Origin of the sequence: Paraburkholderia translucens (assembly GCF_020881035.1) — a bacterium.
Taxonomy (GTDB): Bacteria; Pseudomonadota; Gammaproteobacteria; order Burkholderiales; family Burkholderiaceae; genus Paraburkholderia; species Paraburkholderia translucens.
In genome coordinates this window covers 215,526-241,283 of sequence record NZ_JAJITC010000007.1, presented here as the reverse complement: position 1 = coordinate 241,283, position 25,758 = coordinate 215,526, and the positions used below count along the sequence as shown (strand labels likewise).

22 protein-coding genes are annotated in these 25,758 nt (G+C 63.2%); 12 read left to right on the top strand and 10 right to left on the bottom strand.

Annotation, left to right across the window (positions count from 1 at the left end; translation table 11 throughout):
* Nucleotides 1-290: 290 nt before the first annotated feature.
* Nucleotides 291-3,059, top strand: coding sequence for a UPF0182 family membrane protein (locus LJ655_RS15520; protein ID WP_230562132.1), 2,769 nt, complete (start codon nt 291-293; stop codon nt 3,057-3,059).
* A 55-nt stretch (nt 3,060-3,114) separates the two neighbouring features.
* Here LJ655_RS15520 and LJ655_RS15515 read toward each other — a convergent pair whose 3' ends face one another.
* On the bottom strand, nt 3,115-3,537 hold the full coding sequence (locus LJ655_RS15515; protein ID WP_230562131.1) for an ACT domain-containing protein: 423 nt from the start codon (nt 3,535-3,537) through the stop codon (nt 3,115-3,117).
* A 280-nt stretch (nt 3,538-3,817) separates the two neighbouring features.
* Between LJ655_RS15515 and LJ655_RS15510 the strand changes: the two genes are divergently transcribed.
* Complete coding sequence (locus tag LJ655_RS15510) at nt 3,818-4,723, top strand: S1C family serine protease (RefSeq protein WP_230562130.1); 906 nt, start codon at nt 3,818-3,820, stop codon at nt 4,721-4,723.
* A gap of 18 nt (nt 4,724-4,741) precedes the next feature.
* On the top strand, nt 4,742-5,410 hold the full coding sequence (locus tag LJ655_RS15505) for a response regulator transcription factor (protein ID WP_329959704.1): 669 nt from the start codon (nt 4,742-4,744) through the stop codon (nt 5,408-5,410).
* A 10-nt stretch (nt 5,411-5,420) separates the two neighbouring features.
* On the opposite strand, the gene LJ655_RS15500 is transcribed toward LJ655_RS15505, so the two are convergent.
* From LJ655_RS15500 to LJ655_RS15480, 5 genes are read right to left on the bottom strand one after another with little or no spacing between them, the layout of a single operon-like run.
* Nucleotides 5,421-6,131, bottom strand: coding sequence for an ABC transporter ATP-binding protein (locus LJ655_RS15500; RefSeq protein ID WP_230562128.1), 711 nt, complete (start codon nt 6,129-6,131; stop codon nt 5,421-5,423).
* Complete coding sequence (locus LJ655_RS15495; protein WP_230562127.1) at nt 6,128-6,877, bottom strand: ABC transporter ATP-binding protein; 750 nt, start codon at nt 6,875-6,877, stop codon at nt 6,128-6,130. Before LJ655_RS15495 ends, LJ655_RS15500 begins: the two co-directional genes overlap by 4 nt.
* On the bottom strand, nt 6,874-7,839 hold the full coding sequence (locus LJ655_RS15490) for a branched-chain amino acid ABC transporter permease (RefSeq protein WP_230562126.1): 966 nt from the start codon (nt 7,837-7,839) through the stop codon (nt 6,874-6,876). Before LJ655_RS15490 ends, LJ655_RS15495 begins: the two co-directional genes overlap by 4 nt.
* A complete protein-coding gene (locus tag LJ655_RS15485) occupies nt 7,836-8,705 on the bottom strand; it encodes a branched-chain amino acid ABC transporter permease (protein ID WP_230562125.1) in 870 nt (289 codons plus the stop codon). Before LJ655_RS15485 ends, LJ655_RS15490 begins: the two co-directional genes overlap by 4 nt.
* A 53-nt stretch (nt 8,706-8,758) precedes the next feature.
* Nucleotides 8,759-10,021, bottom strand: a complete 1,263-nt coding sequence (locus tag LJ655_RS15480; protein WP_230562124.1) for an ABC transporter substrate-binding protein — start codon at nt 10,019-10,021, stop codon at nt 8,759-8,761.
* A 785-nt stretch (nt 10,022-10,806) separates the two neighbouring features.
* On the opposite strand from LJ655_RS15480, the gene LJ655_RS15475 reads away from it, so the two are divergent.
* The 3 genes from LJ655_RS15475 (at nt 10,807) to LJ655_RS15465 (ending at nt 12,572) form a co-directional block, all read left to right on the top strand.
* Nucleotides 10,807-11,085, top strand: coding sequence for a hypothetical protein (locus tag LJ655_RS15475; protein ID WP_230562123.1), 279 nt, complete (start codon nt 10,807-10,809; stop codon nt 11,083-11,085).
* 210 nt (nt 11,086-11,295) lie between these two features.
* Entirely contained in the window at nt 11,296-11,640 is a 345-nt protein-coding gene (locus LJ655_RS15470) for a zinc ribbon domain-containing protein YjdM (protein WP_230562122.1), read from the top strand.
* A 95-nt stretch (nt 11,641-11,735) separates the two neighbouring features.
* The gene (locus LJ655_RS15465; RefSeq protein WP_230562121.1) at nt 11,736-12,572 is read left to right on the top strand and encodes a spermine/spermidine synthase domain-containing protein; all 837 of its coding nucleotides are present in this window, start codon (nt 11,736-11,738) and stop codon (nt 12,570-12,572) included.
* Nucleotides 12,573-12,597: 25 nt separating this feature from the next.
* On the opposite strand, the gene LJ655_RS15460 is transcribed toward LJ655_RS15465, so the two are convergent.
* Together LJ655_RS15460 and LJ655_RS15455 are read right to left on the bottom strand one after the other, a co-directional pair.
* The gene (locus LJ655_RS15460; protein WP_230562120.1) at nt 12,598-12,783 is read right to left on the bottom strand and encodes a ribbon-helix-helix domain-containing protein; all 186 of its coding nucleotides are present in this window, start codon (nt 12,781-12,783) and stop codon (nt 12,598-12,600) included.
* Between the two features lie 118 nt (nt 12,784-12,901).
* Nucleotides 12,902-13,669 carry a YoaK family protein gene (locus tag LJ655_RS15455; protein ID WP_230562119.1) on the bottom strand — a complete coding sequence of 256 codons (768 nt, stop codon included), beginning with the start codon at nt 13,667-13,669 and terminating at the stop codon, nt 12,902-12,904.
* 229 nt (nt 13,670-13,898) lie between these two features.
* On the opposite strand from LJ655_RS15455, the gene hyfB reads away from it, so the two are divergent.
* The 6 genes from hyfB to LJ655_RS15425 are packed head-to-tail and all read left to right on the top strand — an operon-like array spanning nt 13,899 to nt 21,037.
* Nucleotides 13,899-15,905, top strand: coding sequence for a hydrogenase 4 subunit B (gene hyfB, locus LJ655_RS15450; RefSeq protein WP_230562118.1), 2,007 nt, complete (start codon nt 13,899-13,901; stop codon nt 15,903-15,905).
* Nucleotides 15,899-16,849, top strand: coding sequence for a respiratory chain complex I subunit 1 family protein (locus LJ655_RS15445; RefSeq protein ID WP_230562117.1), 951 nt, complete (start codon nt 15,899-15,901; stop codon nt 16,847-16,849). The genes hyfB and LJ655_RS15445 overlap by 7 nt, the downstream gene beginning before the upstream one ends.
* Nucleotides 16,850-17,509, top strand: coding sequence for a formate hydrogenlyase (locus LJ655_RS15440; protein ID WP_230562116.1), 660 nt, complete (start codon nt 16,850-16,852; stop codon nt 17,507-17,509). It abuts the gene before it with no gap.
* Nucleotides 17,502-18,965, top strand: a complete 1,464-nt coding sequence (locus LJ655_RS15435; protein ID WP_230562115.1) for a hydrogenase 4 subunit F — start codon at nt 17,502-17,504, stop codon at nt 18,963-18,965. Before LJ655_RS15440 ends, LJ655_RS15435 begins: the two co-directional genes overlap by 8 nt.
* Nucleotides 18,966-18,968: 3 nt before the next feature.
* Nucleotides 18,969-20,528: a hydrogenase large subunit gene (locus LJ655_RS15430; protein ID WP_230562114.1), complete on the top strand. Its 1,560-nt coding sequence runs from the start codon at nt 18,969-18,971 to the stop codon at nt 20,526-20,528.
* Nucleotides 20,528-21,037: an NADH-quinone oxidoreductase subunit B family protein gene (locus tag LJ655_RS15425; RefSeq protein ID WP_230562113.1), complete on the top strand. Its 510-nt coding sequence runs from the start codon at nt 20,528-20,530 to the stop codon at nt 21,035-21,037. Before LJ655_RS15430 ends, LJ655_RS15425 begins: the two co-directional genes overlap by 1 nt.
* Nucleotides 21,038-21,302: 265 nt before the next feature.
* Here the strand turns inward: LJ655_RS15425 and LJ655_RS15420 are convergent, their stop codons facing one another.
* Nucleotides 21,303-21,662, bottom strand: a complete 360-nt coding sequence (locus LJ655_RS15420; RefSeq protein WP_230562112.1) for a hypothetical protein — start codon at nt 21,660-21,662, stop codon at nt 21,303-21,305.
* A 331-nt stretch (nt 21,663-21,993) separates the two neighbouring features.
* Nucleotides 21,994-25,251 (bottom strand): autotransporter outer membrane beta-barrel domain-containing protein, encoded by a 3,258-nt coding sequence (locus LJ655_RS15415; protein ID WP_230562111.1) that lies wholly within the window; start codon nt 25,249-25,251, stop codon nt 21,994-21,996.
* Nucleotides 25,252-25,758: the final 507 nt, after the last annotated feature.

The following is a 25,758-nucleotide window of genomic DNA, read 5'->3' as shown; positions in this document are numbered from 1 at the left end:
CATTTAATTAGGTGTACGGAAGCTAACCGAGTTCATCTACCATCTGGCGGGAATCAGGAGGTGTAATCGCGAGCGCCACAGTCTGAATCGACAGGGCGCCTGGCTTGACCGATCATTGACAGCAACCAGCGGGCCCGGTACTTGCCGGCCCCGCTGGTTCTCGTCGGCGATTCGTGGTTTCGGCGGCGGACTCCGGGCACGCATCGAACTACAATAAATCAACCGGTCCGGCAGTGCGCGATTGATCCGATCGCAGCGGTGCTTGGGCGACGGCAAGCACAGGAGGGACCATGCGGTCGGGACCGAAGTCCGGCGTGCGCCTGCGACGTTATGCAATCGTCGCGATGGCCGTCATCGCGGCGCTGATCGTCGTCGGACGCATCACCGGCATCCTGGTCGACTGGCTGTGGTTCTCTTCGATCGGCTATGGTGGCGTTTTTTGGACCATTCTTTCCGCGAGAGCGCTGCTGTTTGCCACGGTGTTCGCAGTCTCGGCAGCAGCGATAGGGCTGTCCGGGATGGTGGCGCACCGTTATGCGAGGGACGTCAATATCTTGCGAGCGGAAGCACTCGCGCCGTGGCGTGCGACGGAAGTCGCCGGCGATCTGTCCGAACTGATCGCGCCGCGCGTTCCCTGGCGCGCCACGATTGCCTGCGCCGCGGTCGTCATTGGTTTGCTCATCGCCGTTGGCGAAGTCTCGAACTGGGAGATCGCGCTTCGCTTCATTTATCAGGTGCCCGTTGGTCAGCGCGATCCGATCTTTGAGAGGGATATCGGCTTTTATCTCTTCTCGCTTCCCGCGTATGCCGCGCTCAAAAACTGGCTGCTGCGGCTGACCTTCTGCACCGCGATCGTGGCAGTTGTTGTCTACGCGTTGCGCGGTGACATCGCGCTGGAACGGCCACCGCGAACGCTGTCGGCCGCCGCGATCACTCACGGTTCCGCACTGCTCGGTTTGTTCTTTGCGGTGATGGCCTGGTCGTGGTGGCTCGACCGCTTTCTGCTGCTCTATGGCGACAACGGCGTCGTGGTCGGCGCCAGCTATACCGATGTCCACGTCGAGTTGCCGGTCCTGTGGATGCTGGTCGGTCTTGCCGCGGTCTCATCGGTTGCCCTTTGGATCAACATGCGCCGCCGCAGCTACATGCAGCCTGCCGTTCTCGTGCTGCTGGTCTTCGGCAGTTCGTTAGGGTTCGCTGTGATCTATCCAGCGCTGTTTCAGCGCTTCTATGTCAAACCGAGCGAACTGAAACTGGAAACACCCTATATCGCGAACACTATCGCGCTGACGCGCCAGGCCTACGACCTCGCCAAGATCGAGGTGAAACCGTTCGAGGCCGAGCAGGGATTGACGTTGGACTCACTGCAAGCGAATCGGCCGACCATCGATAACATCCGGCTATGGGACGTGCAACCATTGATGGATACCTACGCACAGTTGCAGGAGATCAGGACTTACTACAAATTTCTTTCGGTGGACATCGACCGCTATCAGCTTGACACCGGATACAGGCAGGTGATGCTGTCGGCACGCGAACTGGATCCGGCGATGCTTCCGCCCAACGCCCAAACCTGGGTGAACTTGCACCTTATCTTTACTCACGGTATTGGCGTCGTGATGTCGCCGGTCACCGAGAAATCCGCTGAAGGCTTACCGTTTTTTTATCTGCACGATATTCCGCCCGTCTCCAACGGCGGCCCGGACATTCGCGAACCGCGTCTCTATTTCAGCGAGGGCCGGCAGGACTATGTGATCGTGAATGGCAATGTAGCCGAGTTCGACTATCCTCAACGGCCGGCTAATGCCTACACGACGTATAGCGGGCGCGACGGCGTCGAGGTCGGCGGTGTGGCGCGCCGCAGTCTGTTCGCCTGGCAGCTCGACGATCCGAACATCCTGCTGAGCGGCTATATCACGGACCAGAGCCGGATCCTGCTTCACCGCAACATTCAGGACCGCGTGCGTACGGTCGCTCCGTTCCTGACTCTCGACCGCGACCCCTACGTCGTCGCAAGCAACGGGCGCCTGTTCTGGATCCAGGACGCCTACACCGTTAGCCGTTGGTTTCCTTACTCCCGCCCGGGATTCGGCGACGGCGGCAATTACATCCGCAACGCGGTCAAAGTCGTGGTCGACGCGTACAACGGCACGGTCGATTTCTATGTCAGCGATCCCGCCGATCCGCTCCTGCGCACATACGAGCGCATCTTCCCAGGTTTGTTCAAGCCTTTGGAGTCGATGCCACCGGAGCTGCGGCGTCATATCCGCTACCCCGAAGACCTGTTTCTAATCCAGGCGCAGCTCTACCGCGCCTATCACATGGATGTGCCAGAAGTCTTCTACAACCGCGAGGATCTGTGGCAGTTTCCCCGGGAGCTGGCCGGAATGGATGACGGGAGCGCCGCTAGCACGATGCCGCCGTACTACACGATCATGCGACTCCCCGGCGACGCACGCGCCGAGTTCATCCTCATGCTGCCGATGGTGCCGAGCCAGCGGGAGAACATGATTGCCTGGCTGGCGGCGCGTTGCGATCCATCCGGGTACGGCAAGCTGATCGTGTATGTCTTTCCCAAGGACAAGCTGATCTTTGGGCCGTTTCAGATCGAAGCACGTATTCAGCAGAATACCGAGATCTCACAGCAGATCTCGCTTTGGAACCAGATGGGCTCACGCGTGATTCGCGGTCATCTTGTCGTAGTGCCGATCGAGAACTCGATCCTCTACGTTTCTCCGCTCTATCTGCGCGCGGCGTCCGGTCAGTTGCCGGAGCTGAAGCGAGTGATCGCCGCCTATGGTGACCGTGTGGTGATGGAGGACAGCCTGAGCGAAGCCCTTGCGGCGCTTTTCAAGGAGACCGCGCCAACGGCATCGCCGCAACGAGGCACAGTGGATGCCCGCGCGCGAGAGGCACTTGCCCACTATGACCGCGCCCTCGAGCGACTGAAGGCGGGCGACTGGAGCGGCTTCGGCGCGGAACTGGATGCCTTGCGGCCGTTGCTCGAGGCACTCGGTGCTGGCCGTTCCGACGGTCAGAAACGGCCAGGCGGACAATAGCCGGGTTGGCGCCCGAGCCTGCTTCCGTCAGGGATTCGCCGCCATGCCGGGCGTTTCAGGCCCTTTGCAGAATGTCGATCGCCTGATCGGCATCGGCCAACGAGTCGACCGCGAGATACGCAATGAACTGCGTGCCAAGTACCGCGGCCGAGACGCCGCGGAGGTTGATCCCCCCATCCGCCAGCATCTGCGTCAATTGCGCGATGATGCCCAGTTGGTCCAGACCCATTACGCGGATGGAGTGAAGGCTCGGCGTGACGCTGAACCCCACCTGGGTGGCGGCACGGATGGCACTGTCGCCCTGTAGCGGGGCGACGAACACGACCCCCTTTCCCGATGCCTCCGGCGAGCGGCGCGCGATGATGAACTGCAGGTCGACACCCGCATCCCGCAAGACGCTTAACACGTTCGCAAGGCCACCCGGTTTGTCTTCGATGGTCGCTGCCCAAACATCGACACGTTCCACGCTCAGTTCCATGGCAATTTCTCCCGCCTCGGACCTCATTGAAAAAAATCTACTTCACGAACGGCACATGGGCAAGGTTTGTCGGACTACGCCCTGCATCGTGAAGTCCCCACTGCATCCGCCCGGCTACCCATTTGGGTGGTGTGCGCACTCCGTCCTTCTGTCATTGTGAGCACGTCGTCATTACGCTGCCTGAACAGGCGAGCAAACGACGACGCGAGGCACAAGCAGGTCTTGCGCATTTGGCAGGGGAATTGAAATGGAAAATACATCCTCGAGCGGAAATCCTTTGATGGATCTCTCGGACAATCTGGCAGACATCGTCGGCCAAGTCGGGCGGAGTGTCGTGGCAGTACATGGCCGGCATCGCATGCCGTCGAGTGGGGTACTCTGGCGACGTGGCGTCGTCGTGACGGCTGCACACACGATCAGGCGTGAGGACGGGATCGAAGTCACATTGACCGACGGCCGCCGGGTCGCCGCTGTCCTCGCTGGGCTGGATTGGGGTACCGACCTCGGCGTGCTGAAGCTGGACGGCGTGGACCTCGACCCGGTCGGTTCCGGCGACGCCCGCTCACTGAAGCCGGGTCATCTGGCGCTCGCCGTCGCACGCGCGGACGATTCCGGCATCAGCGCTGATTTTGGCGTGATCGGCGGCACCAGTGGCCCGTGGCGCACGTGGAAAGGCGGACAGCTCGACGCGTTCGTGCGACTGGACGGCGGTCTGCGCCCAGGCTTCTCCGGGGCGGCACTCGCGGATATGCGCGGGCAGGTCATGGGCATCTGCACTTCGGCACTGATGCGCGGCGCCGGCATCGTGATTCCCGGAATGACCGTGGAGCGAGTCGCCGATGAACTGCTGGCCAAAGGGCACGTCTCACGGGGCTACCTTGGTGTCGGCACGCAGCAGGTCAGCCTGCTGGACGCCTGGGTCAATAAAATGAACCTGTCATCCAATAGTGGATTGCTGATCAGTTCGCTTGCGCCGGGCGGTCCGGCGGAACAGGCGGGTGTGCTCATAGGAGATGTGCTGATCGAACTGAACGGCAATCCTTGCGGCGACATGGACGCCTTGCACGCCGCACTGGGCTCGACGAGCGTTGGGCAGCCACTGCAAATCGGGTTGATCCGCGGTGGCGAGCGCCACGCGTGTTCGGTGACAGTGGGCGAACGCCCCCGGCGCAATTCGTGCAGGTGAGGTTCGGGAAGCGGCGAAATGTCGGATGGACGGAGGCTACACATGGGGCCGGTGCGGGTCGCGGTGATCGCGGCATCGTCGCAAGAGCGCGCAAGCCTGCAAGCGCTTGTCGAGGCGAACCCCGCACTCGAGTTCCTGGGTAGCGCAGCCGACGCCGGAACGCTGCTCGATTGCCTCGCCGGATCGGTGCCGGAGGTGATCGTCACCGACAGCGCGCCGGCGGCGGGCGACGCGCTCAAGACGCTATTCGAACCCTCGCACGCATCACCGTCGCTCGTCCTGTTGAGCGACGACCCCGACAGCGACTGGATCCTCGATGCGTTGCCCGCCGATGCGGCGGCGATCCTGCCGCGCGACGCGATGCCAGGCGAAATCGTCGTGTCCATCGAAGCCGTCGCCACAGGCCTTTGCGTGCTGCCGCCCGACATCCTCGCGAGGCTGCTGGCCGCAACGAGACAGTCTCAGCAAAAGCCATCCGGCGAACCGTTCGAAGCCTTGACGTTACGAGAGATCGAAGTGCTGGCGATGCTCGCCGACGGACTCGGCAACAAGGAGATCGCGCGGCAACTCGACATCTCCGACAACACGGTGAAATTCCACCTCTCCTCCATATTCGGCAAGCTCGGCGCGACCAACCGCACCGAAGCGGTGATGCTCGGCATGCGACACGGATTCATCATGGTGTAGACGTACCCGATCAATCCTCCGCGCTTGCACCGGTCAGCGCGCGAACGCGGCTTTCATCGGCGGCGAGGTCGCGTGAACGGCCCGCATAGACGATGCCGCCATCGTCGAGCACGTAGGCATGATCGGCAATCTCGAGCCCAATACGCGCGTTCTGCTCGACAAGCAGGACCGCAATCCCTTCGTCGCGCATCTGCGATACGACGCGGAACACCTCGCGCACGATCAGCGGAGCCAGGCCCTGAGAGGGTTCATCGAGAATCAGCAGCCGGGGATTGAGCAACAGCGCGCGGGCAATCGACAGCATTTCCTGTTCGCCACCGGAAAGCTGACGTCCGCGGCTTTCCTTGCGTTCGGCAAGCCGTGGAAACAGCTCGTAAATTCGCGCGATCGTCCAGGGCCCGCTGCGCACGAGCGGCACACGCAGGTTTTCTTCGACACTGAGATTGGCGAAGATTCTTCGTCCTTCGGGGACATAGCCCACGCCGCTCGCGGCGATCCGGAAGGTCGGCCAGCGTGTCGTATCCGCGCCGAAGATCGTCACGCGCCCCCGGCGCGCGGGTGTCAGACCCATCAGGGTGCGCAGCGTCGTGGTCTTGCCCGCGCCGTTGCGGCCAAGCAATGCCGTGATGCGGCCTTCCTCGACCGCAAGGCTCACACCGTGCAGTATGTGGCTCTTGCCGTAAAAGGTATGAAGTTCCTCGGCGGCGAGCGCTGTGTTCATGTCACGTCACCCAGATACGCCGCCTGCACGACCTCGTTCGCGGCGATTTCCGCCGGCGCGCCCTCGGCGAGGAGCGTGCCCCGGTCGAGCACCGTGATCCGGTCAGCAAGATGGAACACCACGCGCATATCGTGCTCGATCAGCACGATCGTGAATTGGCCGCCGCTGCGCAGACGGCGAATCAACTGCGTGATCTCGTTGGTCTCCTCGCCGCCCATGCCGGCAGTGGGTTCGTCGAGCAAAAGCAGACGAGGCCGCAGCGCCAGCGCCATGGCGATTTCCGCAACGCGCTGGTCGCCGTGCGCGAGTTCGCCGGTCAGCCGGTGGCTTTTTGCGGCGAGTCCGGTGAGTTCCAGGCTTTCTTCGACACGTTCGCGCACCCGTGTTTTTTCGGTGCGGCTCACCCACGGTCGCAAGCGCAGTCCAGCCGCGACTTCCGCGCTGATGCGCACGTTTTCGAACACGGTGAGTTCGGGAAAGATCTCGGTGATCTGGAACGTGCGGGCGATGCCGCTTGCGACGCGCCGATGCGCCGGGACGGCCGTGATGTCCTGCCCGTCGAACAGGATCGTTCCGGTGGTCGGCGGGAAAAAGCCGCTGATGAGATTGAAGAAAGTGGTCTTGCCGGCGCCGTTCGGTCCGATGACGGCGCGCAACTCGCCTTCGTCGACGGCGAGCGAAACGTCGCGTACGGCGGCGAGGCTGCCGAAACGCTTGCTCACGTGCCTGACTTCGAGAACGCTCATGAGTCGCTCCTGCGCCGGACAAAGCCGAGCAGACCCCGCGGGAAGAACAGCACGATCGCGATGAACAGCATGCCGACGAACGACATCCAGTTGACGGTGATACTCGACAGATAGTCCTGCAGCACGACGAACACCGCCGCGCCGAGAAGCGGCCCCCACAAGCTGCGCATGCCGCCCATGACCGCCATCATCACGAAGTCGCCGGACTGGCTGAAATGGAGCCCGCGCGGATCGGCGAAATTGTTCAGAAGAGCGTAGAGCGCACCGGCGAACCCCATGAAAAAGCAGGAAAGCGTGAAAGCGATCCAGATATGGCGGTCGACAGGAATGCCGAGAAAGCGCGCGCGCCGTTCGTTTTCGCGGATTGCGATCATCGTGCGCCCGAACGGGGAGCGCAGGATGAAGGCCATCAGACCGACCGTCAGCGCGAGGCAAAACAGGACGAAGTAATAGAAGGCATTGGCATTCGAGAGGATGTCGATCGTGGTGATGCCAAGGTGCAGCGGAACGCGCGAGAATCCGCGCAAACCGTCGTCGCCGCCTGTCAACGAACTCCATTGGAATGCGATGTAGTAGAAGACCTGTCCGAAGGCGATGGTCACCATCGCGAAGTAGACGCCGCGCCGCCTCGCGCAAAGCGCACCGAGCAGCGCGCCGGCGATCCCGCCGAGCAGCGTTCCGCACAGAAGAGCGAGCGGCGAACTCGGCGCGACGAATTTCAGCGCGAGGCCAGCGCCGTAGGCGCCCAACCCGAAATACGCGGCGTGACCGAAGGACAGCACGCCGGTGAAGCCGAGCAGAAAGTTCACCGACATCGCGGCGAGACCCAGCACGAGCACCCGTGTGCCAAGCGCGGTGTAGCCGCCGAGCGGCGGCATCCAGTACGGGGCGAGCAGCAACAGGGCCCAGATCGCCGCGAGCGTCAGCAGTTTGCGGTGCCTCGCCGGCCGCGCTTCGCTCATGTCAGCATGCCCTCCTCGCCGAGCAGGCCGCGTGGCCGCAACAGCAGCACGACGGCCATCATCACGTAGATGACCGCTTCGCTCGCCGCGGGCACAAACACGGCCGTGATGCCGGAGGCGACGCCGATCAGCAAGCCGCCGAGCAGCGTGCCGGTGAGGCTGCCAACTCCGCCGACGATGATTGCAATGAAGCTCGGCATCAGGAGCCCCGTTCCCATCGTCGGTTCCAGGCCAAGCTGGCCGGCGGCGAGCACCCCGCTCAGACCGGCGAGAAAAGCGCCGACGGCGAAATTGAACGAACGCAGTCTGCCCACGTTGATGCCGAGCGCCGCCACGGTTTCGAGGTCGAGGGTCCCGGCGCGAATACGGATGCCGAGGCGGCTATAGCGAAGCAGGACGAAGAGCAGCGCCACCGTCACTGTCACCGTGGCGACCATGAAGAGGCGATAGCCGGTGATGAAGAACAACGTGTTGCTCAAAGGCTGCGACAGCACGGACGGAATGGTCACCGGTTTGCCTTGCGCGCCCCAGATGAAACGGGTGCCGTCCTCGAAGATGAAGGCAAGACCGAACGTCAGGAGCAGGCTGTAGAGCGGGTCGCGCCCGTAGACGCGCCGGATCAGCACCCGTTCGAGGGCCAAACCGATCAGCGCGATGCACGGCGGCGCGATCAGCAGCGCGCCCCAGAAGCCTACGTAGGGCGTGATCGTATAGGCAACGTAGCCGCCGGCGACGAGGAATCCGCCGTGAGCGAAGTTGATGACGTTGCTCAGGTTGAGGATGAGCGATAACCCAAGGGCCATCAGCACGTAAAACGCGCCGATGATGAGCCCGTTGGTGACGTTGAAAAGCAGCAGTTGAGTCATGGCCCACCATTCTTGTTATGGCGCCCGCCGATGCCGCCCGGGCGGTTGCGGGATCAGGATGGCCACTGCAGCTTGCAGCCGGTTTCACTCTCGGGAGGTGCGGTCTTGTCACCCGCAATCACGCGTTCCACGCGGAACAGGTCTTCCGGGTCGCCGGCCGGCTGGGATAGCGCCTCGCCCACGAACGACGACGTCATCAGCTGGTGATCCCCCTTGCGGTAGTAGCACTTGTTCGGCTGCAGCTTGACGTCGTCCGCCAATTCGAAGCCGCCGAGCGCCTCGGCGAGCTTTTTGGCGTCGAGCGTCTTTTCCTTGTTGGCGATGGCGGCAAGGGTATGCACCGATGTATAGCCGAACCAGTGACGCGCGGTGGGAACCTTGCCGCCGTTCACCTTGCGGATGTCGCTAACGAACTTCTCGACGCCCGGCACGCCCGGCTGTTTCCAGTACCACTCGAACATCCAGATGCCGACACGCGCCTCCGGCGGCATCGCCTCGAGCGATTCGAGTTCCTGCTGCAGCCCGGCCACGTGCATATCCTTACCGATCCCGAACTGGGCAATCTGCTTCAGGCAATTGACCATGTCGGAGCCTTGCGGGAGCACGAGCAGGACGTCGGGATTCGCCGCGCGCGCCTTGATCAGATAGGCGGAGAAGTCGGTCGTGCCGAGCGGGGTGAGCTCGTTGCCGGTCATCGTGCCGCCGAGCTTCTGAAGATCCGCGGCCGCGGCTTTCTGCAGCGTGTGGCCGAACGCGTAGTCCGGTGTGATGAAATACCACTTCTTGCCATACTTGGTGAACAGCAGGTTGGCGACGGCGTTCGCTTCCATGCTGGTCGTGTTGCAGACACGATAGACGTTCCACTTGCAGTCGACGCCAGTGATGGTATCGGTGTGGCCGCCCGAAACGATATGCAGCACCTTCTTCTCGTTGCTGACCTGGGAAATGGCCTGGGCGATACCGGAGTTCACGTCGCCGATGAGGAACGTAACCTGATCGCGTTCGATCAGCTTGCGCGCCTTCTGCACGCCGGTGCCGACGTCGTTTGCCGAGTCTTCAACCATGAGCTCCACGGGACGTCCCAGAATACCGCCCTGGGCATTGATCTGCTGAACGGCAAGCCTCGCGCCCGTCACTTCATTCTGTGCTACCGCGGCATAAACGCCCGTTAGCGGATCGACCATGCCGATTCGCAACGGCGCCTCGCCGCGTGCCTTGATGATGAAGGGCGCCGCCAACTGCAGCGCGGCTGTTGCGGCAGTCGCCTTGAGTACGGTGCGCCGGTTGAAAGCGGGGATACGACTTGGTGTTGTCATAGGGTTCTCCCTCACCGTGATGTCGGATCTTTCTAACCGCTGAATAAATGGTCTGCGTGTGCGGAACACGAGCAATTCGATCTTGAACGCCTTCAGGGGAATCCACAAGACCGCGTTTTCCCACTCATGGATGCGCTACAGCGTGAAGCTGCTCAACGGGCTGGATCGAGACGACGGCAAACAGGCGCGCAGCTAGCAGAATGGTTAGTAACGCTATGTATATCGATCGGAAGATCGCACTTTGTGCGAGCATCGGCTGTCGGAAATCGGAACGCCGAACTGTTTGCGCCTTCCACGGCGCAGTTCGTGATTTGACGCCACGCGCGGGTGACAAGCCCGCGCCGCCGCAGGGATAACGCCGAGGAATCGCGCCGCCTTCCCGGAAAGCTCGCGAGGTGAGAATGAAGGCCCGGGTGCGCTCCTCGGCGTCAGTCCACGCCGCGAGCTAGTGCTTACGATGCATCCAGCTCATATGGTGTGTGTCAAGCCACTGGCTCAGGCTCTCTCCTGGGTGATCGCGCCTGTAGCGACGTGACAATGCCAGTGCGATGGCAACGAGAACAATAAGGCCAACCCAAAAGCTGATCACTGACTGAGTCATGGCTGCCTCCTTCGGGAATGCGACCATGCTCATATTTTAGTCATTGTCGGCCGGACTGGCGCTTCATCAGAAACGTTCGAAATTCAATCTCCCACGCCGCGTCGCGCAAATCGATTTCAATACTTGCGAGTCTTCCCAGTTCGCCGCTCAGGCCCACCACGCGCAGCGATCGAGGCGGCACGCCTTGCCTGAAACAATGGCCTTCGGCGTCGAGCAGCAGGCACGGATGGCGTCTGAACCGCGCACTGGCAACGGTAACCGGATCCATGACGTGCCGGCTCGACCCCTGAGGATAGACGAGCGCCAGATGGGTGCCTGCCGCCGCGAGCTGTTCTCCGACGTCATGAAGGCGGTGAATCATCTGGAATCCGCGTTCGCCGCCACGCCCGACGCCCGCGACGACGAGGCCCCGGCTTCCCGCCATTTCCCGCAACGTGACGGGGCGCCGATCGGGCAACAGTAACGTGGCCTCCAGATCAAACATGTCGACATCCTCAGCGATATTGCCCTCAATTTATATGAATGGCGGTGAACTTCAGATTATAATCGGGCGGCAAGAGCATGTGTATCGTATTATAATGGCGTGTGCGCTGTTGAGCCGCCGGCACGGCGGCTGCCTCTGGCGAGGCGGATTGCTCGCCTGTTTTTTTACTGACTGACTTGAGACGTTCCAATGAAAGCTGCCCCTTCATGCCCGCAATGCGCAATGGAAAACACGTACCCGGACGGCACCCTGTACGTGTGCGCGGACTGCGGTCACGAGTGGCCGGCGAACCTCGGCGCCGATGTGGGCGAAGAACCCGCGGGTAACGTCGTCAAGGATGCCAACGGCAACGTGCTGTCGGATGGTGATTCGGTCGTGCTGATCAAGGATTTGCGCGTCAAGGGCTCGTCGATCACGCTGAAAATGGGCACCAAGGTGAAGAGCATCCGAATCGTCGGTGGCGATCACGAGATCGACTGCAAGACGGACGCCGGCAGCTTCATGCTGAAGGCCTGTTTTCTGAAGAAGGTTTGAGAGGCCGGCCGCCATTCGCGGCCCCGGCCCCGCTGCGCTGCGCGATCCGCGAAGCACGACAGAATCGACTGGTTGGCTACCCGAGCATATTGAGAATGGCTGAGGATCGAACATCTTACGACGCGTTCGTCAAATTCCTGTCGACGCCAATCAATAACGGGCAACCCTTTGTGCTGGAGACGCAGCACGCAGTGTCGCTGCACTTCGATCACTTCGCCACTCAGAGCTTCATGTCGCTCAGGAATCCGGAGCGGCTCGCGCTCGGCTACACCCGCGCGATGATGGGATTTTTGCTGCTGCACCCGGCTCCCCGGCAAATCTGCATGATCGGGCTGGGCGGTGGATCGCTGGCGAAGTATTGCTATCGGCATCTGCCCGAGTCCGCGATCGAAGCAGTCGAGATCAGCCCCGAGGTGATTGCGCTGCGTGATGTATTCAGGATTCCGGCGGACGACGCGCGGTTCAAGGTGGTGTGCGCCGACGGCGCGGACTACATGACGCAGGATCACGTTCGCACGGACGTCATTCTGCTTGACGCCTTCGTTTCGGAAGGGATGGCCAGCCGATGCGCGGAGATCCCATTTTTCGCCGCCTGTCGCGAACGCTTGACCGAGGCGGGCGTCCTCGTAGTCAACTTCACGGACGATGATCCGGCGCTACCTCAGCACCTCGAGCGGCTGAAGTCCGTATTCGGCCCTTCTTATACGATCGTTCGGTGCGGCGACGACAGCAACTTCGTGGCGTTCGCCTGGAAAGGCGGGCATCGCTTGCCATCCATTCGGGTCCTGTCCGAGCGTGCGCTTTCGTTTGCTTTTTCCGGCGAACTCAAGCTGTCCGCCACTGCCCGGCGCCTGAAAGAAGGGGAGCGCCTCGATCCGAAGCGGTTGATCTGGCATGCGCAAGGGCAGGCGCACTGGGAAATCGGCGTTTGATCGGCGCCGGGCGTCAACCCGCGCTTTACTTGACCCGTTTGGTGAGCGGGCTCTTGGTCTTGTAAGTCACGCCGTGACGCTCGAGGTATTCGCGGATCAACTGCCGTACGACTTGTGACGGCGTCAGATCCTGCGCCGAGCAGAGCATTTCGAATGCTTCTTTCTTGGCGGGGTCGATCAGGACGGTCAGGCGCGCGGTTTTCGTTTCCATTGCGGGGACGGGTCGGCGAATATGCTAACCAAATTATAATGCATTTGCTCTCGACGGCACGGCGGGAAGGTGGCGCTGGGCCGATTTCGGGGCAAGATTCGCCCAGCCTCGCGCCGGCTCATGGCCGACGGCCTATCCGATAGAGATAGCTCAGCACATCGTCGACGACGGGCACGATCGCGAGCGTGACAAGTGCGCCAGCGAGCGGCACGGTCGACACGTAGCCCGCATGCTTGAAACCGATTGCGCCGGCCAGGCCGCCGACGAAGAACGACGCGAGCATCGTGCCGAGGATCTTCAACTTCTCGCGGTTCGCGATGACCGCGTGCGCATCGGCAACGAGCGCCGATCGATTCCAGTAAAACAGCTTGCCGAGCTCGATGCCGAGGTCCGTCACGATGCCGGTCATGTGCGTCGTACGGATCTCCGCGCCCGACAACTTCGTGATCATCGCATTCTGCAGCCCCATGATGAAGCACAGCAGGATCACGGTTACGGGGACGAAGAACGCTTCCCGGAGCGCGAGGTGGCTGCCGAGCAGACCGAACAGGAGGAGCAGCGCGGCCTCGACCAGTAACGGCAGGACGTACTGGCTTTGCAGGCTTTGGCGGCGTCCCCAGTTGACGAGCACCGCCGAGCATCCCGCCCCGACGAGAAACGATGTCAGCGAACCGATACCGGCCAACACGAGCCGGATGTCGCCGAGCGCTGCCTGGTCGGCGATGGCCGAGACGATGCCGCTCATGTGAGACGTGTATTGCCTGACCGCGAGGAATCCACCGGCATTGGTGGCGCCGGCGACGAATGCAAGCGAAAACCCGAGCTGACGGTTTGCCGTCGCGCTGCGGTGTTTTCCCGTCAGGCTTCGAAAGTACTGCGCAGGCATAGGATCTTCATTCAATCGCTCGGAGCAGCAGCAAGGACGAGGCAGATGGGCGGTTCGCGCCCCGCAGGGCCGCCGATTTCCTCGAATATGTGGCTCACATGATAACGTGATTATCATATCCTGTTATCCGGATTGGTCTTTCGATGCCATAATGCGCATGCAATGAGCCTGGGATGCCGGGCTCATTCCAGGTCTCTCGTCCAATCAAAGCGTATTGGAGACATTCCGGATGGCACCCGTGCCGGTCGTCCATTTCGTCCTGCAGATCGCGGCTTGCTGGCTCGCGATCGGCACGCTGGGTCTCGGGGTTCTGCATCGCACGAGGTTCGTTGCGCACGGGCTGTTTCCGCTCGGTGCGCTGGGAGGACTGTTGCTAGGTGCGGCGGGGCTGGCCGGAATCTACGCCGAACCGACCGCGACGGTGCTGCCGATCGGGCTTCCCGGCTTGCCATTTCACCTGCGCGTCGACGGACTATCCGGCTATTTCCTGTTCGTGCTGGGCGTCGTCAGCGCTGGGGTGGGCGCCTTTTCCGCCGGTTATTTCCGTCAGGGCGAGGGCGCTGCGCCAGGGCTCATCTGCTTCGAATACCACCTTTGCATCGCGAGCATCGCGCTCGTGCTGATTGCCGACGATGCGTATGTGTTCATGGTCGCCTGGGAGACGCTGACGCTATCCGCCACGTTCCTCGTGATGACCAACCACCGGATCGGCGAGATCCGCCGCGCCGGCTACCTGTATTTCCTCATCTCCCACGTCGGCGCGCTCGCGCTGCTGCTGTGCTTCGGCATTCTGCAGGCGCGCACCGGCGACTACACGTTTGCCAACATGCGCGCGCAGTCGCCCGACGCGTTCTGGGCATCGCTCGCGTTCCTGTTCGCGCTGGTCGGATTCGGCGCCAAGGCGGGGCTGTTTCCGCTGCACGTGTGGCTGCCGGACGCTCATCCGGCCGCGCCGTCACCCGTGTCGGCGCTGCTCAGCGGATTCGTGCTGAAAGTCGGTTTGTACGGCCTGCTGCGTACCGTGTTCGACCTGCTGCACGTGCAGATCGCATGGTGGGGCGTGCTGCTGATCGTGCTCGGCGTCGGGACCGCGCTCCTCGGCGTCGTGTTCAGCACGATCCAGGTCGACATGAAGCGCCTGCTCGCCTATTCGTCGATCGACAACGTCGGTCTGATGATCGTCGCGCTCGGACTCGCGGTGCTGTTTCGCGCCTACGGCATGACGGCCTTGTCCGCGCTCGCGCTGACCGCGATGCTCTACCAGATCGTCGCGCATGCGGCATTCAAGAGCCTGCTGTTCCTCGGTACGGGGGCGGTGCTGCACGCTACCGGAGAGCGCAATCTCGGCAAGCTCGGCGGCCTGATCCGTTTCATGCCGTGGACCGCGTGGTGCGTGCTGGCGGGCGTCGCAGCCAGCGCTGGATTGCCGCCCCTGAGCGGTTTCGTTGGCGAGTGGCTCCTGCTGCAGAGCTTCCTGTTCACGCCCGCATTGCCTGATTCGGTGCTGGCGATGACGGTCCCGATCATGGCCGCGCTGATCGCGTTGATCGCCGCGCTCGCCGGCTACACGATGGTCAAGTTCTTCGGCATCGTGTTCCTCGGACAGCCGCGCGAAGCAAAACTGAGCCGCGCACGCGATGCGAATGCATGGGAACGGTTTGCGTTTTGCTGGTTTGCGGCGGCCGGTGTGCTGCTCGGGTTGATGCCCGCGCTGTTCGTCAAGGTGCTCGACCGGGTCACGCGCGCGCTCATCGGCGCCGGTATCGGCGCGGACAACCACGGCTGGCTGCTGTTCGTCCCCGTCGACGCCGCGCGGGCCAGTTACATGCCCGCCGTGTTCATGCTGTTTTTCATCGCGTGTTGCGGGCTCGCGTGGGTGCTGGTGCGGCGTTTCTTTCACGGTCGGTTGCGGCGGGCTGCGCCGTGGAGTTGTGGATTCCCGTTCACGACCGCGCGGATGCAGGACACGGCGGAGGGGTTCGGGCAGCCGATCCGGGAGATCTTCGCGCCACTCCTGCGTATCGAACGGCAGTTGCCGTCGCCGTTCGATACGCAGCCGGCCTACCGGGTCTCGGTCACCGATCGCACGTGGCCCGCGTTCTACGAGCGCGTCGCGGCGCTGACGCAACGCGCGGCAGAATGGGCGGGCCGTCTGCAGACCGGCAGGATCGCCGTGTACCTGACCTACAGCTTCGCCGTGCTGATCCTGCTCCTGATGCTGGTGAGACGATGGTGACCGTGTCCGGCGTGATATCGCAATCGCTCGAGATCGTGGTGGCGCTCGCCGCCGCGCCGCTGCTCACGGGCTGGATCAACCAGTGTCGCGCCTGGCTGCAGAATCGGCGCGCCCCCAGCATCTGGCAGCCTTACCGGATGCTCCACAAGCTGTTCAACAAGGAGTCCGTCGTCGCTTACGGCGCGAGTCCTGTATTCCGTGGCGCGCCCTATGTCGTGTGGGCGGCGATGACGCTCGCCTGCGCGATCGTACCTACGCTGTCGACCGAATTGCCGCTGGCGCCTGCCGCGGACGCGATCGCGCTCGTCGGCCTGTTCGCGCTCGCGCGTGTCGCGCTGTCGCTCGCGGCGATGGACGTCGGCACTGCGTTCGGCACGCTCGGCGCGCGTCGTGAAATGCTGATCGGTTTCCTCGCGGAGCCGGCGTTGCTGATGGTGCTGCTGTCGGCCTCGCTGATCACGCAGTCGACACTGCTTACGAGCATCGTCGCGACGCTCGGCCACGGCGAACTGACGATCTATCCGAGCCTCGCGTTCGCCGGCATCGCGTTTACGCTGGTGTCGCTCGCCGAGAATGCGCGGCTGCCCGTCGACAACCCGACGACCCACCTCGAACTGACCATGATCCACGAAGCGCTGATCCTCGAATATTCGGGGCGGCACCTCGCGCTGATGGAGTGGGCGGCCAGCCTGAAGCTGTTTGCGTACTCATGCATCGGTCTCGCACTCTTCATGCCGTGGGGGATCGCCGCGGCCGGTAATCCGCTTGCGCTGGTGCTAGCGGTGCCGGCACTCTTCGTCAAGCTGATGGTGGGCGGAGCCGCGCTCGCCGTGGTCGAGACCGCCAACGCGAAGATGCGGATCTTCCGGGTCCCGGAGTTCCTCGCGACCGCGTTCCTGCTTGCGGTGATCGGCATGCTCGTCCACCTGCTGCTGGGGGCGTGAATGTACGCCTACGCGACGCAACTGATCAATTTCCTCGCGGCGGTGCTGCTCCTGTTGTCGTTCGCGATGCTGAGCCAGCGGCGGATCCTGTCGCTGATCCACCTCTATACGCTGCAGGGTGCCGCGCTCGTTCTGGCAAACCTGATCCTCGGTTTCGTGGCGGGTGATCCACACCTGTACGTGTCGGCCGGACTGACGCTCGTGCTGAAGGTCGGCGCAATTCCGTGGATCCTGTACCGGCTCGTGCGCAGGCTCGACATTCAGACCGACGTCGAGCCGCTCATCAACATTCCGACGACGCTGTTGATCGGTATCGTTCTCGTCATCATTGCGTTCAACGTTGCGTCGCCGATCAGCCAGCTCGCGACGTCGGCCGCGCGCGGCACGCTAGGCATTGCGCTCGCGTGCGTGCTGTTGTCGTTCATGGCGATGATCACGCGCGCGAAGGCTATTCCGCAGGTGATCGGCTTCCTGTCGATGGAGAACGGGCTGTTCTTCGCCGCGACGGCTGCGACCAACGGCATGCCGATGATCGTGGAGCTCGGCATCGGTCTCGACGTGCTGGTCGGGATTCTGATTCTGGGCGTGTTCATGTTCCAGATCCGCGAGCAGTTCGACAGCCTGGACATCCATCACCTCGAGAAGCTCAAAGATGAATGACGCCCACGTCGTACTCGCCGTGCTCGGCATTCCGCCCGTGGCCGCCGCGTGTCTTGCGTGCGTGCGATCCAGTCGTGTCGCGCGCAACCTGAACGTCGGCTTCAGCTTCCTGACGTTCGCGGCGACGTTCGTGCTCGCCGTGCGCACCGTCGAGCACGGACCGTCGTTCGCGTTCGCACGCGCGTTCTTCGTCGATCCCCTGAACGTGTATCTCGTCGCGCTGACGGCGTTCGTCGGCTGGACCACGTCTCTGTTCTCGCGACCGTACATGCAGATCGAGGAAGCCCGCGGCCGGATGACGCCGGCACGAATGCGGCTCTATCACAGCATGTATCAGCTCTTCATGTTCGCGATGTTGCTCGCGCTGCTGACCAATAACCTTGGCGTGCTGTGGGTCGCGATGGAGGCCGCCACGCTCGCGACCGTGCTGCTCGTCAGCGTCTATCGGACCGCCGCGAGCCTCGAGGCCGCCTGGAAGTACTTCATCCTGTGCGGGGTCGGCATCGCGCAGGCCTTGTTCGGCACGATCCTGCTGTACCTCGCCGCGAGCCGGCAACTGACTGACGGCGACGCGCTGCTGTGGACGAGCCTTGCCGCGGTCAAGACACAGCTCGATCCGACCATCGTGTCGATCGCCTTCGTGTTCCTGCTCGTCGGCTACGGCACGAAAGTCGGGCTCGTGCCGATGCACAACTGGCTGCCGGACGCACACGCTGAGGGCCCAACACCGATTTCGGCGGTGCTGTCGGGGCTTCTGCTGAACGTCGCGCTGTACGCGGTGCTGCGTTGCAAGGTGCTCGCGGACGGCGCGCCCGGCAACGGCCTGCCGGGGCGGTTGCTGGTCGGCTTCGGGCTGGTGTCGGTGCTGATCGCGTCGTTCTCGCTGTTCCGGCAGAAGGACGTCAAACGGCTGTTCTCGTATTCGTCGATCGAGCACATGGGGCTGATGACGTTCGCGTTCGGGCTCGGCGGCCCGGTCGCGACGTTCGCCGGGCTGCTGCACATGACCGTCCATTCCCTCGTCAAGTCGGCCATCTTCTTCACGGTCGGCCACGCCGCGCAAAAGGCAGGCACGCAGGCGATCGAAGGCATTCGCGGGCTGCTGCAAGTTAGCCCGACGGTCGGCTGGGGGATGACGCTCGGTGCGCTGGCGATTCTCGGCCTGCCGCCGTTCGGCGTATTTGCGAGCGAATTCCTGATCCTGACGACCGCGATGAACACGATACCGTGGACGGCGCCCTTGCTGCTGCTCGGCCTCGCCGTCGCATTCGCGGCGATCTTCGCGCGCGTCCAGCGAATGGTGTTCGCTGAAACGACCACAGCAAGACCGCTCGAACATCGACCCGCTTTGCTGCCGGTATTCGTGCATCTAGGTTTGGGGCTGATGCTTGGGCTCTATGTCCCGCCTTACCTGGCTATGTGGTATCGCCAGGCCGCGACGATGTTGGCGGGGTGAAGCATGCGACTTGAATCGATGCAGCTTGCCGTCACCTGCCTCCCGCGCCGCGCGGGCCAGATTCCAGTGGGCATCGTTGACGCCGACGAATCGGGGTGGCTCGAGCTTGCGCGCACGGCGCGATCGGAGCAGCGGCGCCTCATTGCCATGTGGGGCAGCGAAGCAGTCGAAGGCGCCTTTTCGATGAACGCCGCATACGAATGCGAGGACGGCATTCTGTGGGTGCGCCTCGCGAACGGGCGCAAGCAGGAGGCCCCTGGGGCCTATCCCGATCTCGGCCCCGTTTTCCCGTGTGCGATCCGGATGCAACGGGCGATCTTCGATCTGATCGGCCTGCGCGCGCGTGGCGCCGAGGACACGCGTCCGTGGCTCAATCACGGCAACTGGCCTGGCGACTATTTCCCACTGCAAAGGCAGGCGGCCGGTGTCGAAGCGTTCGAGTCGAGTGAGGCGGACTATCCATTCGTACAGGTTGCGGGTGACGGCGTGCACGAGATCGCGGTCGGGCCGGTCCACGCGGGCATCATCGAGCCGGGGCATTTCCGGTTCTCGGTCGTCGGCGAGAAGGTGCTGCGCCTTGAGGAGCGTCTCGGCTACGCTCATCGCGGCGTCGAGCGGCTGTTCGAGCGTACGCCGGCGTCGCGCGGTCATCGGCTTGCCGCGAGAATTGCGGGCGATTCAACCGTCGCGTTCTCCTGGGCCTTTTGCATGGCGCTCGAGCAAGCCAGCGGCACGACACTGTCGAAGCGGGCACTATATCTGCGCGCGCTTTTGCTAGAACGCGAGCGCGTGGCCAACCACCTCGGCGACCTGGGCGCGCTCGGGAACGACGCGGGGTTCGGATTCGGACTCGCGCAGTTCTCGCGGCTCAAGGAGGACTGGATACGGATCAATGCCCGCACATTCGGACATCGATATCTGATGGACCGGATCGTGCCGGGTGGTGTAGCGGTCGACGTTCGCCCCGAGGACGCGAGCGTCCTGGCGGAGCAATGCGATCACATCGAACGCGAGGTCCATATCATGCGGAAAGTCTACGAGGACCAGTCCGGGCTGCAGGATCGATTCCTCGGCACGGGCCGATTGAGCGCCGCGGTGGTCGAGCATTTCGGCGTGCGGGGCATGGCGGCTCGCGCAAGCGGCCGAACGTTCGACGTTCGCGCGACCTTGCGACCCGCTCCGTATGACGACCTGGCCGTCAATGCGATCAGTGACTTGCGTGGCGACGTTGCCGCGCGCGTTGCCGTGCGCTTTGCCGAAATCGATGAATCCCTGCGCCTGATCCGCGCGCTGTTGGCTGAACTTCCCGATGGCCCTATCGTCGTCGGCATGACGCCTGCAACGGCGCCCGCGCGAGGGGTCGGCTGGGTGGAAGGATGGCGAGGAGACGTGTTCGTCGCGCTCGACATCGCAGCGGGCGACGTCATCACGCGGTGCCATTGCCACGATCCGTCGTGGCAGAACTGGCCGGCGCTCGAGCACGCGATCATCGGCAACATCGTTCCCGATTTCCCGTTGATCAACAAGTCGTTCAACCTGAACTACGCGGGGCACGATCTCTGATGTGGCAACTCATCCGGCAATTCGCGCGCACCGGCTTTCCCGACGAACCTGCGCCGTCGGCAGAAGACGCGTGGCACCACGAGGAGCGACAGATACGTCAGGACATTCTCGCTCTGCTCGGGCGCGCGCTGTGCATCCGGCAGATCGACGCGGGCTCATGCAACGGGTGCGAGCTGGAGATCCACGCGCTGAACAATCCGTACTACAACATCGAAGGGCTCGGAATCAAGTTCGTCGCGAGCCCGCGGCATGCAGACATGCTGCTCGTGACCGGACCCGTGACGCTGAACATGCGGGCGGCCATGCTCGCCGCGTACGATGCGGCACCCGCCCCGAAACTCGTCGTTGCGGCAGGCGAATGCGCGTGCACAGGCGGGATTTTTGCCGAGAGTTACGCGGTGTGCGGTCCGGTTTCGTCGATCTTGCCGGTCGACGTGATGATCCCCGGATGTCCGCCGCCACCGGTTGATTTGTTGCGAGGCATCCGGACGGCTTGCCGGGCGCGCTGAGCGGATTCACTGTCCGCCAGGCGGCAGTGCAAGGGGGACGCAAGTGGGACGCAAGCGGGACGCACGCGTAATGCAGATAGCCGGCCCGCATGATGCGAGCCGGCGAGTGTACTGAGGGTGGCGGATGCCACCTCCTGAAGGCGGCGTCATGGTCGTGCGAGGCGACCCGCTGGCCGTCCGCGAATAACCCGCCCTTCAACGCTCGACGGAGACTGGATCAGATCAAACCGCTGACTGCAAATCCGTCCGTCGAGCCTGTACAACTTTATTGGACGTTGTGCGCTTCGCCGGCCTGCGTGGTGCCCGGTTGTGCCGATTCAGCCAAGGCGGCGCGCGCGCGGTCGCGGGACTCACTGACCGACGCGTTGCGTTGCTGCCGTGCCTCGCGTGCTTCGGCCCTGAACGTCTTTCTGGCTTCCGCTCGCTTCGCACGTTCTTCGCGGTTGGCCTCGCGAATCTCCATTCGCTTCTGGACGATCGGATCGCTGTGGACAGTCGCCGGCGCAGAAGCGGCCTCTGCAACCTGGGGTGCAGCGTTCGCCGGCTGCTCGGCGAAAGCAGCGCCGGAAGTCAGCAGTCCGAACGCGACGAAGGTTGCGGCGATTCCTTTGGTAAGACGACTCATGATCTTCTCTCCATTAAAGTAGGTGTACCGAATAACGATGACTGCCTTTCAAGTTTGCGTGACGTTGCCAGCCAGTTGAGGTTGCCTCCGGTGCAGCGAGGCGCAGATGAGTTCTATCGGACTCGTCTTGGAACGGGACTCATTCTAACGAACGTTGCGTTTATTTCAAATAGCTTTCAGTCGGGTTTTCCAGGGTAAACCCTCTATTGCGAGAAGCGCATGCGTCATCTCGCCATATTGACTTAGCGATAACACGGGCGTGCAGCCATCCGTCACTGCACGTCGTTGGAGTCGCACGGATCGTGACGGGCTGGCAGGTCGACGCGCGATGTCACCACGTATACCGCAGTCCGACGTCGCCCCAGACACCCTTCTGACTGCCGGTCGCGGAGCTGTTGATCGAGAACTGGTAGCCGAACTGCCCGTACAGGCTCATGCGCGTGTCGAGCTTCGCGCTCACGCCCGCGGCGAAGTCCATGCGCGTGGTTTGCTGGCTGAGCGGCACGTGGTCGACCCCCGCGTACGTCGTGGTCGCCCCCGCCCCCCAGTCGCGCCAGAGATTGGCGCGCACGTACGGCTGCCACACCTGGCCGTTGACGCGCTCGATGGTCCACCGCCCGCGCACGCCGAGCCGCCCGCTGACACCCGAGGTCGAGCCCGGATCGACCGCGCCCAGCCCGTCGTTGTCCTCGGAAAGGCCGACGTGCTGCCAGATGATCTGCGCCTGGGGTTCGAGCACGAAGCCCGGCCCCAGCGGCAGACTGAACGGATAGCCCGCTTCGAGCGAGGTGGCGAAGCCGGACCCCGAGAGGGGCAGACGGGCGTTCTGCGTCGTCGCATCGCCGTCGTAGTGGGTGCCCTGCAGGATCGCGTCGACGTACCATCCGCCCGGGCCGTAATGGGTCCAGTACGCGCCGCCGGAATACGCGTTGAGGTTCACCCTGCCGGTGTGGTTCAGCACATAGGCGGTCGCATCGGCGTTGGTGACGAGGCCGTCCACGTCGACGTTGCCGTTGCCGTACGCGAAATAGACCCCGGCCGCGTCGCGGTGGCCGGGCAGGAAACTGCCGCGCCACACGTCCAGCCCGGCCTGCACACCGATCACCTGGCCGTGCGCGCGGGCATCGGTGTAGGTCTGGTAGTGGTTGTCGACCTGCTGGCCGAACACCCGGCCCCAGGCCGAGTGGGCGAGCCCCGCACCGGCCGTGCCGCCCCCGGCGTCGGTGAGCGTGTCGCCGATGCGCTCGTGCAGCGTGCCGAGCATGGTCAGGCCCAGTTGCCGCGCGAGCGGTTGCACGACCGAGTAGGTGGCGATCTCCGGTCCGAGGATCGGGTACAAGCCCGGGGGCAGGACGGACGGCGGCGGATCGAGAGGAAGCTCTTCCAGGTCCGGGATCGCAGGTTCTTCAGTCACCCCGGATTCCCCGGGCTCCGTAGACCCCCCAGGCCCCCCAGGCTCCTCGGGGCCAATGACCATATCCGAGCGCAGGAACCAGTCTTCCGGTTGGGAGGAAACCACCCCGCCCCGAAAAAGATAGTAGGTGTACATGCCACCGCGCACTTCGCAGCAGAGCCTGAATTTTTCCTGGTCGGTGGTGCCGCCGTTGACCGTCTCCACAACCGGGATGCCGTCGGCGAGCGTCAACCCGCCAGGACCGCCGGCGTTGGTGATCACCAGCTTGGACGTACCGATGGCCGTGCCGCCGTCGAGGATGAGCTTGTCCGAGGGCGCACCGTCGCCGGCCAGGAAGGTGTCGATGGCAATGACGCCGTCCCGCCCGACATAGTTGTGCGCGATCGCCTCGGTTCCCGGATCGCCGGAGACGCGAATGAGGCCTGCATTGTCCACGCTCCCCACGTGCTGGTCGAAGCCGCGCAGATCCATCGTTGCGCCGGACTCGATGGTGTAGTCGGAGTTCGCGCTGAAGACGTGGGCGGCACCCGCCGCCAGGACGCCGCCCGCGACCGTGGTCAGGCCGCTATACGTGCTTGCGCCGGTCATCACCGTTTCGCCGCTCAACACGTTGACCGAGCCAGTGCCGGTAATGGCGGCAGGGAACACGTAGTTGCCACTGGTGTCGGTGTGGTTGAACACGAGCGTGCCCGTACCGGCGCCAAACGTCAGCGTGCGGGCATCGAGCGTGCCGGGCGCGACCGGTGCCGCGCCGGCGGCGGCGCCAATATTCAGCGTCCCGGTCGAGCCGGCATTCTCCGCAATGGAGACGGCGTTCGCTACGACCTGTGCGCCGTTCTCAATGGTCAGCGTCCCCGGGCCGAACTGGCCGACAGCGAGCGACGTGCCCGCGTTCAGCACCGAACCGGAGTCGGTAACGGTGACGGTGCCGGAACCGCCGTGAATCGGCGTGCTACAGAATGATGTCAGTCCCGCGCCGCACTGCCCTGCGATGGATGTGGCGCCGCTGCCTGTCACGTTGACGGTTCCCTGGTTAGAGACCGTCATCGTTCCGTTACCCTGCCCACCCACGGTCAGGTCGCCGTTTTGCACGTCGAGGGTCGCGCCCGGACCGCTGACCTCGAGCGAACTCGTGCCAGCGACGGCGCCCACGATGGTTGGCCCGCTGATCGCCACGGTGCCGTTGGACTGGATATTCAGATCCGCGGGGCCCCGCGTGCCGACCACGAGAAGCGGTGAAGTGAGCCGTCCGCCGTTCGACACAGTGATGGTTCCTGTCGAAGCGGGCACGCTGCCCGAGGCACCGTTGAAAGTGAGATAGGTCCCGCTTCCGCTCGTGGCCATGCCGCCGTCGGTAATCGTCAGCGTGCCGGCACTGCCGGGACTGACGCCGACGCCTAGAAAGGTTCCGGCGCTGAGGCTGCTATTGGCTCCGCTCACAAGGGCAGTCGCAGTCGAGCCGCCCCCGATCTGCAGCGTGCCCCCCGGACTGGAGACGGCGCCGCCGTTGGTCACGTTGAGTTGCGCAGGGCCGCCGTTCCCAACGACAAAGAAGCCCGTGTTCGTATACTGAGACCCGTGGCCGTCGACTGTGAGCACACCGCTGCTGCCCGGGTTGTAACCGACGAAGCTTTGAGAGAGGCTGGTGACAGTGCCGCCGTTTCTCACCGTAAACGTGCCGGAGCCGTTAAAGCCAATGTAGTACTGGGATTGGGGGTTCGTCGTACCGATCGACCCGCCATTCACGTCGACGAGGCCGGTGCTCCCCGCCGCCTGCCCGATATGAATACCGCTGAGTGTGACGGTCGCACCGGCCGGAACGACGAATGTCCCGCCCGGAACGCCACCGACCGTCCCGCTATTGAATCCCGCAACGACGGTAGCAAACGACGACGGCCCGACGGCCGCAGTCTCCGTGGCATTGCCGTCAACGTGCAGATTCGACTGCGCGAGGCCGACGCTGGGAACTAACATCGCTCCGAAGACCAGCAGCATGACTTCAGCCCCGACCGATCTTTTGGCGTTTTTTTGGCGCCTGAGGAACCTGCCGGGCCCAGTACTTCCGGGAGTCTCGACCGTCCCGGTCATCTTCACCGCCTGTTGCAGCCCAGCAAACCTGCAAAACGGCAAAAGACCCGAATATGTCGACTGGTTTGAACGCGCGAACGGTTTCATGGCAACTCCACTGGACAACGGACTAATGTGAAACGCTGCAAGTGAAATATGTTTGCCGAAATTGATTTGTCCTTCGCCAAGCTCAAACAAACGAGGACCGAAGGAATATAAATTAATGTGACTTCATATTTTGCGAAATTTTCTGTGCTGCTCATCCCGGCGTCTTCATTGGCCCCTTTAAAAAGGATAATTAACGAACGGCGGCCGGATTAGGAGTGCAGGCGCTACAAGAAGCCAGGGCTTCGGTTGCAGGCTCGACGCCTGGTATTGCTTCAGGCGCACTCGAAATAGACTAATCAAGACGACGCTGAAATTCCAGTTTTAACCGAAAAGCCGGCGTTTGATAACGGAGATCCCACGATCGAGACGATGGATAATCTATTTTGCATATGGCGACCGAATTCGCTCAGGCACATTGGGTCATTTTTACGGAGAGAAGCACGGATTTTCGTGCGCGTCGAGTTTATGGAATTTCTCTGACTCGTTCAGGACCCGTGCACATTACCC

What these genes read in the sequence shown, in the direction of transcription:
- LJ655_RS15520 (WP_230562132.1), top strand. Translation starts at nt 291, where the DNA reads ATGCGGTCGGGACCGAAGTCCGGCGTGCGCCTGCGACGTTATGCAATC.
- LJ655_RS15515 (WP_230562131.1), bottom strand. Translation starts at nt 3,537, where the DNA reads ATGGAACTGAGCGTGGAACGTGTCGATGTTTGGGCAGCGACCATCGAA.
- LJ655_RS15510 (WP_230562130.1), top strand. Translation starts at nt 3,818, where the DNA reads ATGGATCTCTCGGACAATCTGGCAGACATCGTCGGCCAAGTCGGGCGG.
- LJ655_RS15505 (WP_329959704.1), top strand. Translation starts at nt 4,742, where the DNA reads ATGTCGGATGGACGGAGGCTACACATGGGGCCGGTGCGGGTCGCGGTG.
- LJ655_RS15500 (WP_230562128.1), bottom strand. Translation starts at nt 6,131, where the DNA reads ATGAACACAGCGCTCGCCGCCGAGGAACTTCATACCTTTTACGGCAAG.
- LJ655_RS15495 (WP_230562127.1), bottom strand. Translation starts at nt 6,877, where the DNA reads ATGAGCGTTCTCGAAGTCAGGCACGTGAGCAAGCGTTTCGGCAGCCTC.
- LJ655_RS15490 (WP_230562126.1), bottom strand. Translation starts at nt 7,839, where the DNA reads ATGAGCGAAGCGCGGCCGGCGAGGCACCGCAAACTGCTGACGCTCGCG.
- LJ655_RS15485 (WP_230562125.1), bottom strand. Translation starts at nt 8,705, where the DNA reads ATGACTCAACTGCTGCTTTTCAACGTCACCAACGGGCTCATCATCGGC.
- LJ655_RS15480 (WP_230562124.1), bottom strand. Translation starts at nt 10,021, where the DNA reads ATGACAACACCAAGTCGTATCCCCGCTTTCAACCGGCGCACCGTACTC.
- LJ655_RS15470 (WP_230562122.1), top strand. Translation starts at nt 11,296, where the DNA reads ATGAAAGCTGCCCCTTCATGCCCGCAATGCGCAATGGAAAACACGTAC.
- LJ655_RS15465 (WP_230562121.1), top strand. Translation starts at nt 11,736, where the DNA reads ATGGCTGAGGATCGAACATCTTACGACGCGTTCGTCAAATTCCTGTCG.
- LJ655_RS15460 (WP_230562120.1), bottom strand. Translation starts at nt 12,783, where the DNA reads ATGGAAACGAAAACCGCGCGCCTGACCGTCCTGATCGACCCCGCCAAG.
- LJ655_RS15455 (WP_230562119.1), bottom strand. Translation starts at nt 13,669, where the DNA reads ATGCCTGCGCAGTACTTTCGAAGCCTGACGGGAAAACACCGCAGCGCG.
- hyfB (WP_230562118.1), top strand. Translation starts at nt 13,899, where the DNA reads ATGGCACCCGTGCCGGTCGTCCATTTCGTCCTGCAGATCGCGGCTTGC.
- LJ655_RS15445 (WP_230562117.1), top strand. Translation starts at nt 15,899, where the DNA reads ATGGTGACCGTGTCCGGCGTGATATCGCAATCGCTCGAGATCGTGGTG.
- LJ655_RS15440 (WP_230562116.1), top strand. Translation starts at nt 16,850, where the DNA reads ATGTACGCCTACGCGACGCAACTGATCAATTTCCTCGCGGCGGTGCTG.
- LJ655_RS15435 (WP_230562115.1), top strand. Translation starts at nt 17,502, where the DNA reads ATGAATGACGCCCACGTCGTACTCGCCGTGCTCGGCATTCCGCCCGTG.
- LJ655_RS15430 (WP_230562114.1), top strand. Translation starts at nt 18,969, where the DNA reads ATGCGACTTGAATCGATGCAGCTTGCCGTCACCTGCCTCCCGCGCCGC.
- LJ655_RS15425 (WP_230562113.1), top strand. Translation starts at nt 20,528, where the DNA reads ATGTGGCAACTCATCCGGCAATTCGCGCGCACCGGCTTTCCCGACGAA.
- LJ655_RS15420 (WP_230562112.1), bottom strand. Translation starts at nt 21,662, where the DNA reads ATGAGTCGTCTTACCAAAGGAATCGCCGCAACCTTCGTCGCGTTCGGA.
- LJ655_RS15415 (WP_230562111.1), bottom strand. Translation starts at nt 25,251, where the DNA reads ATGAAACCGTTCGCGCGTTCAAACCAGTCGACATATTCGGGTCTTTTG.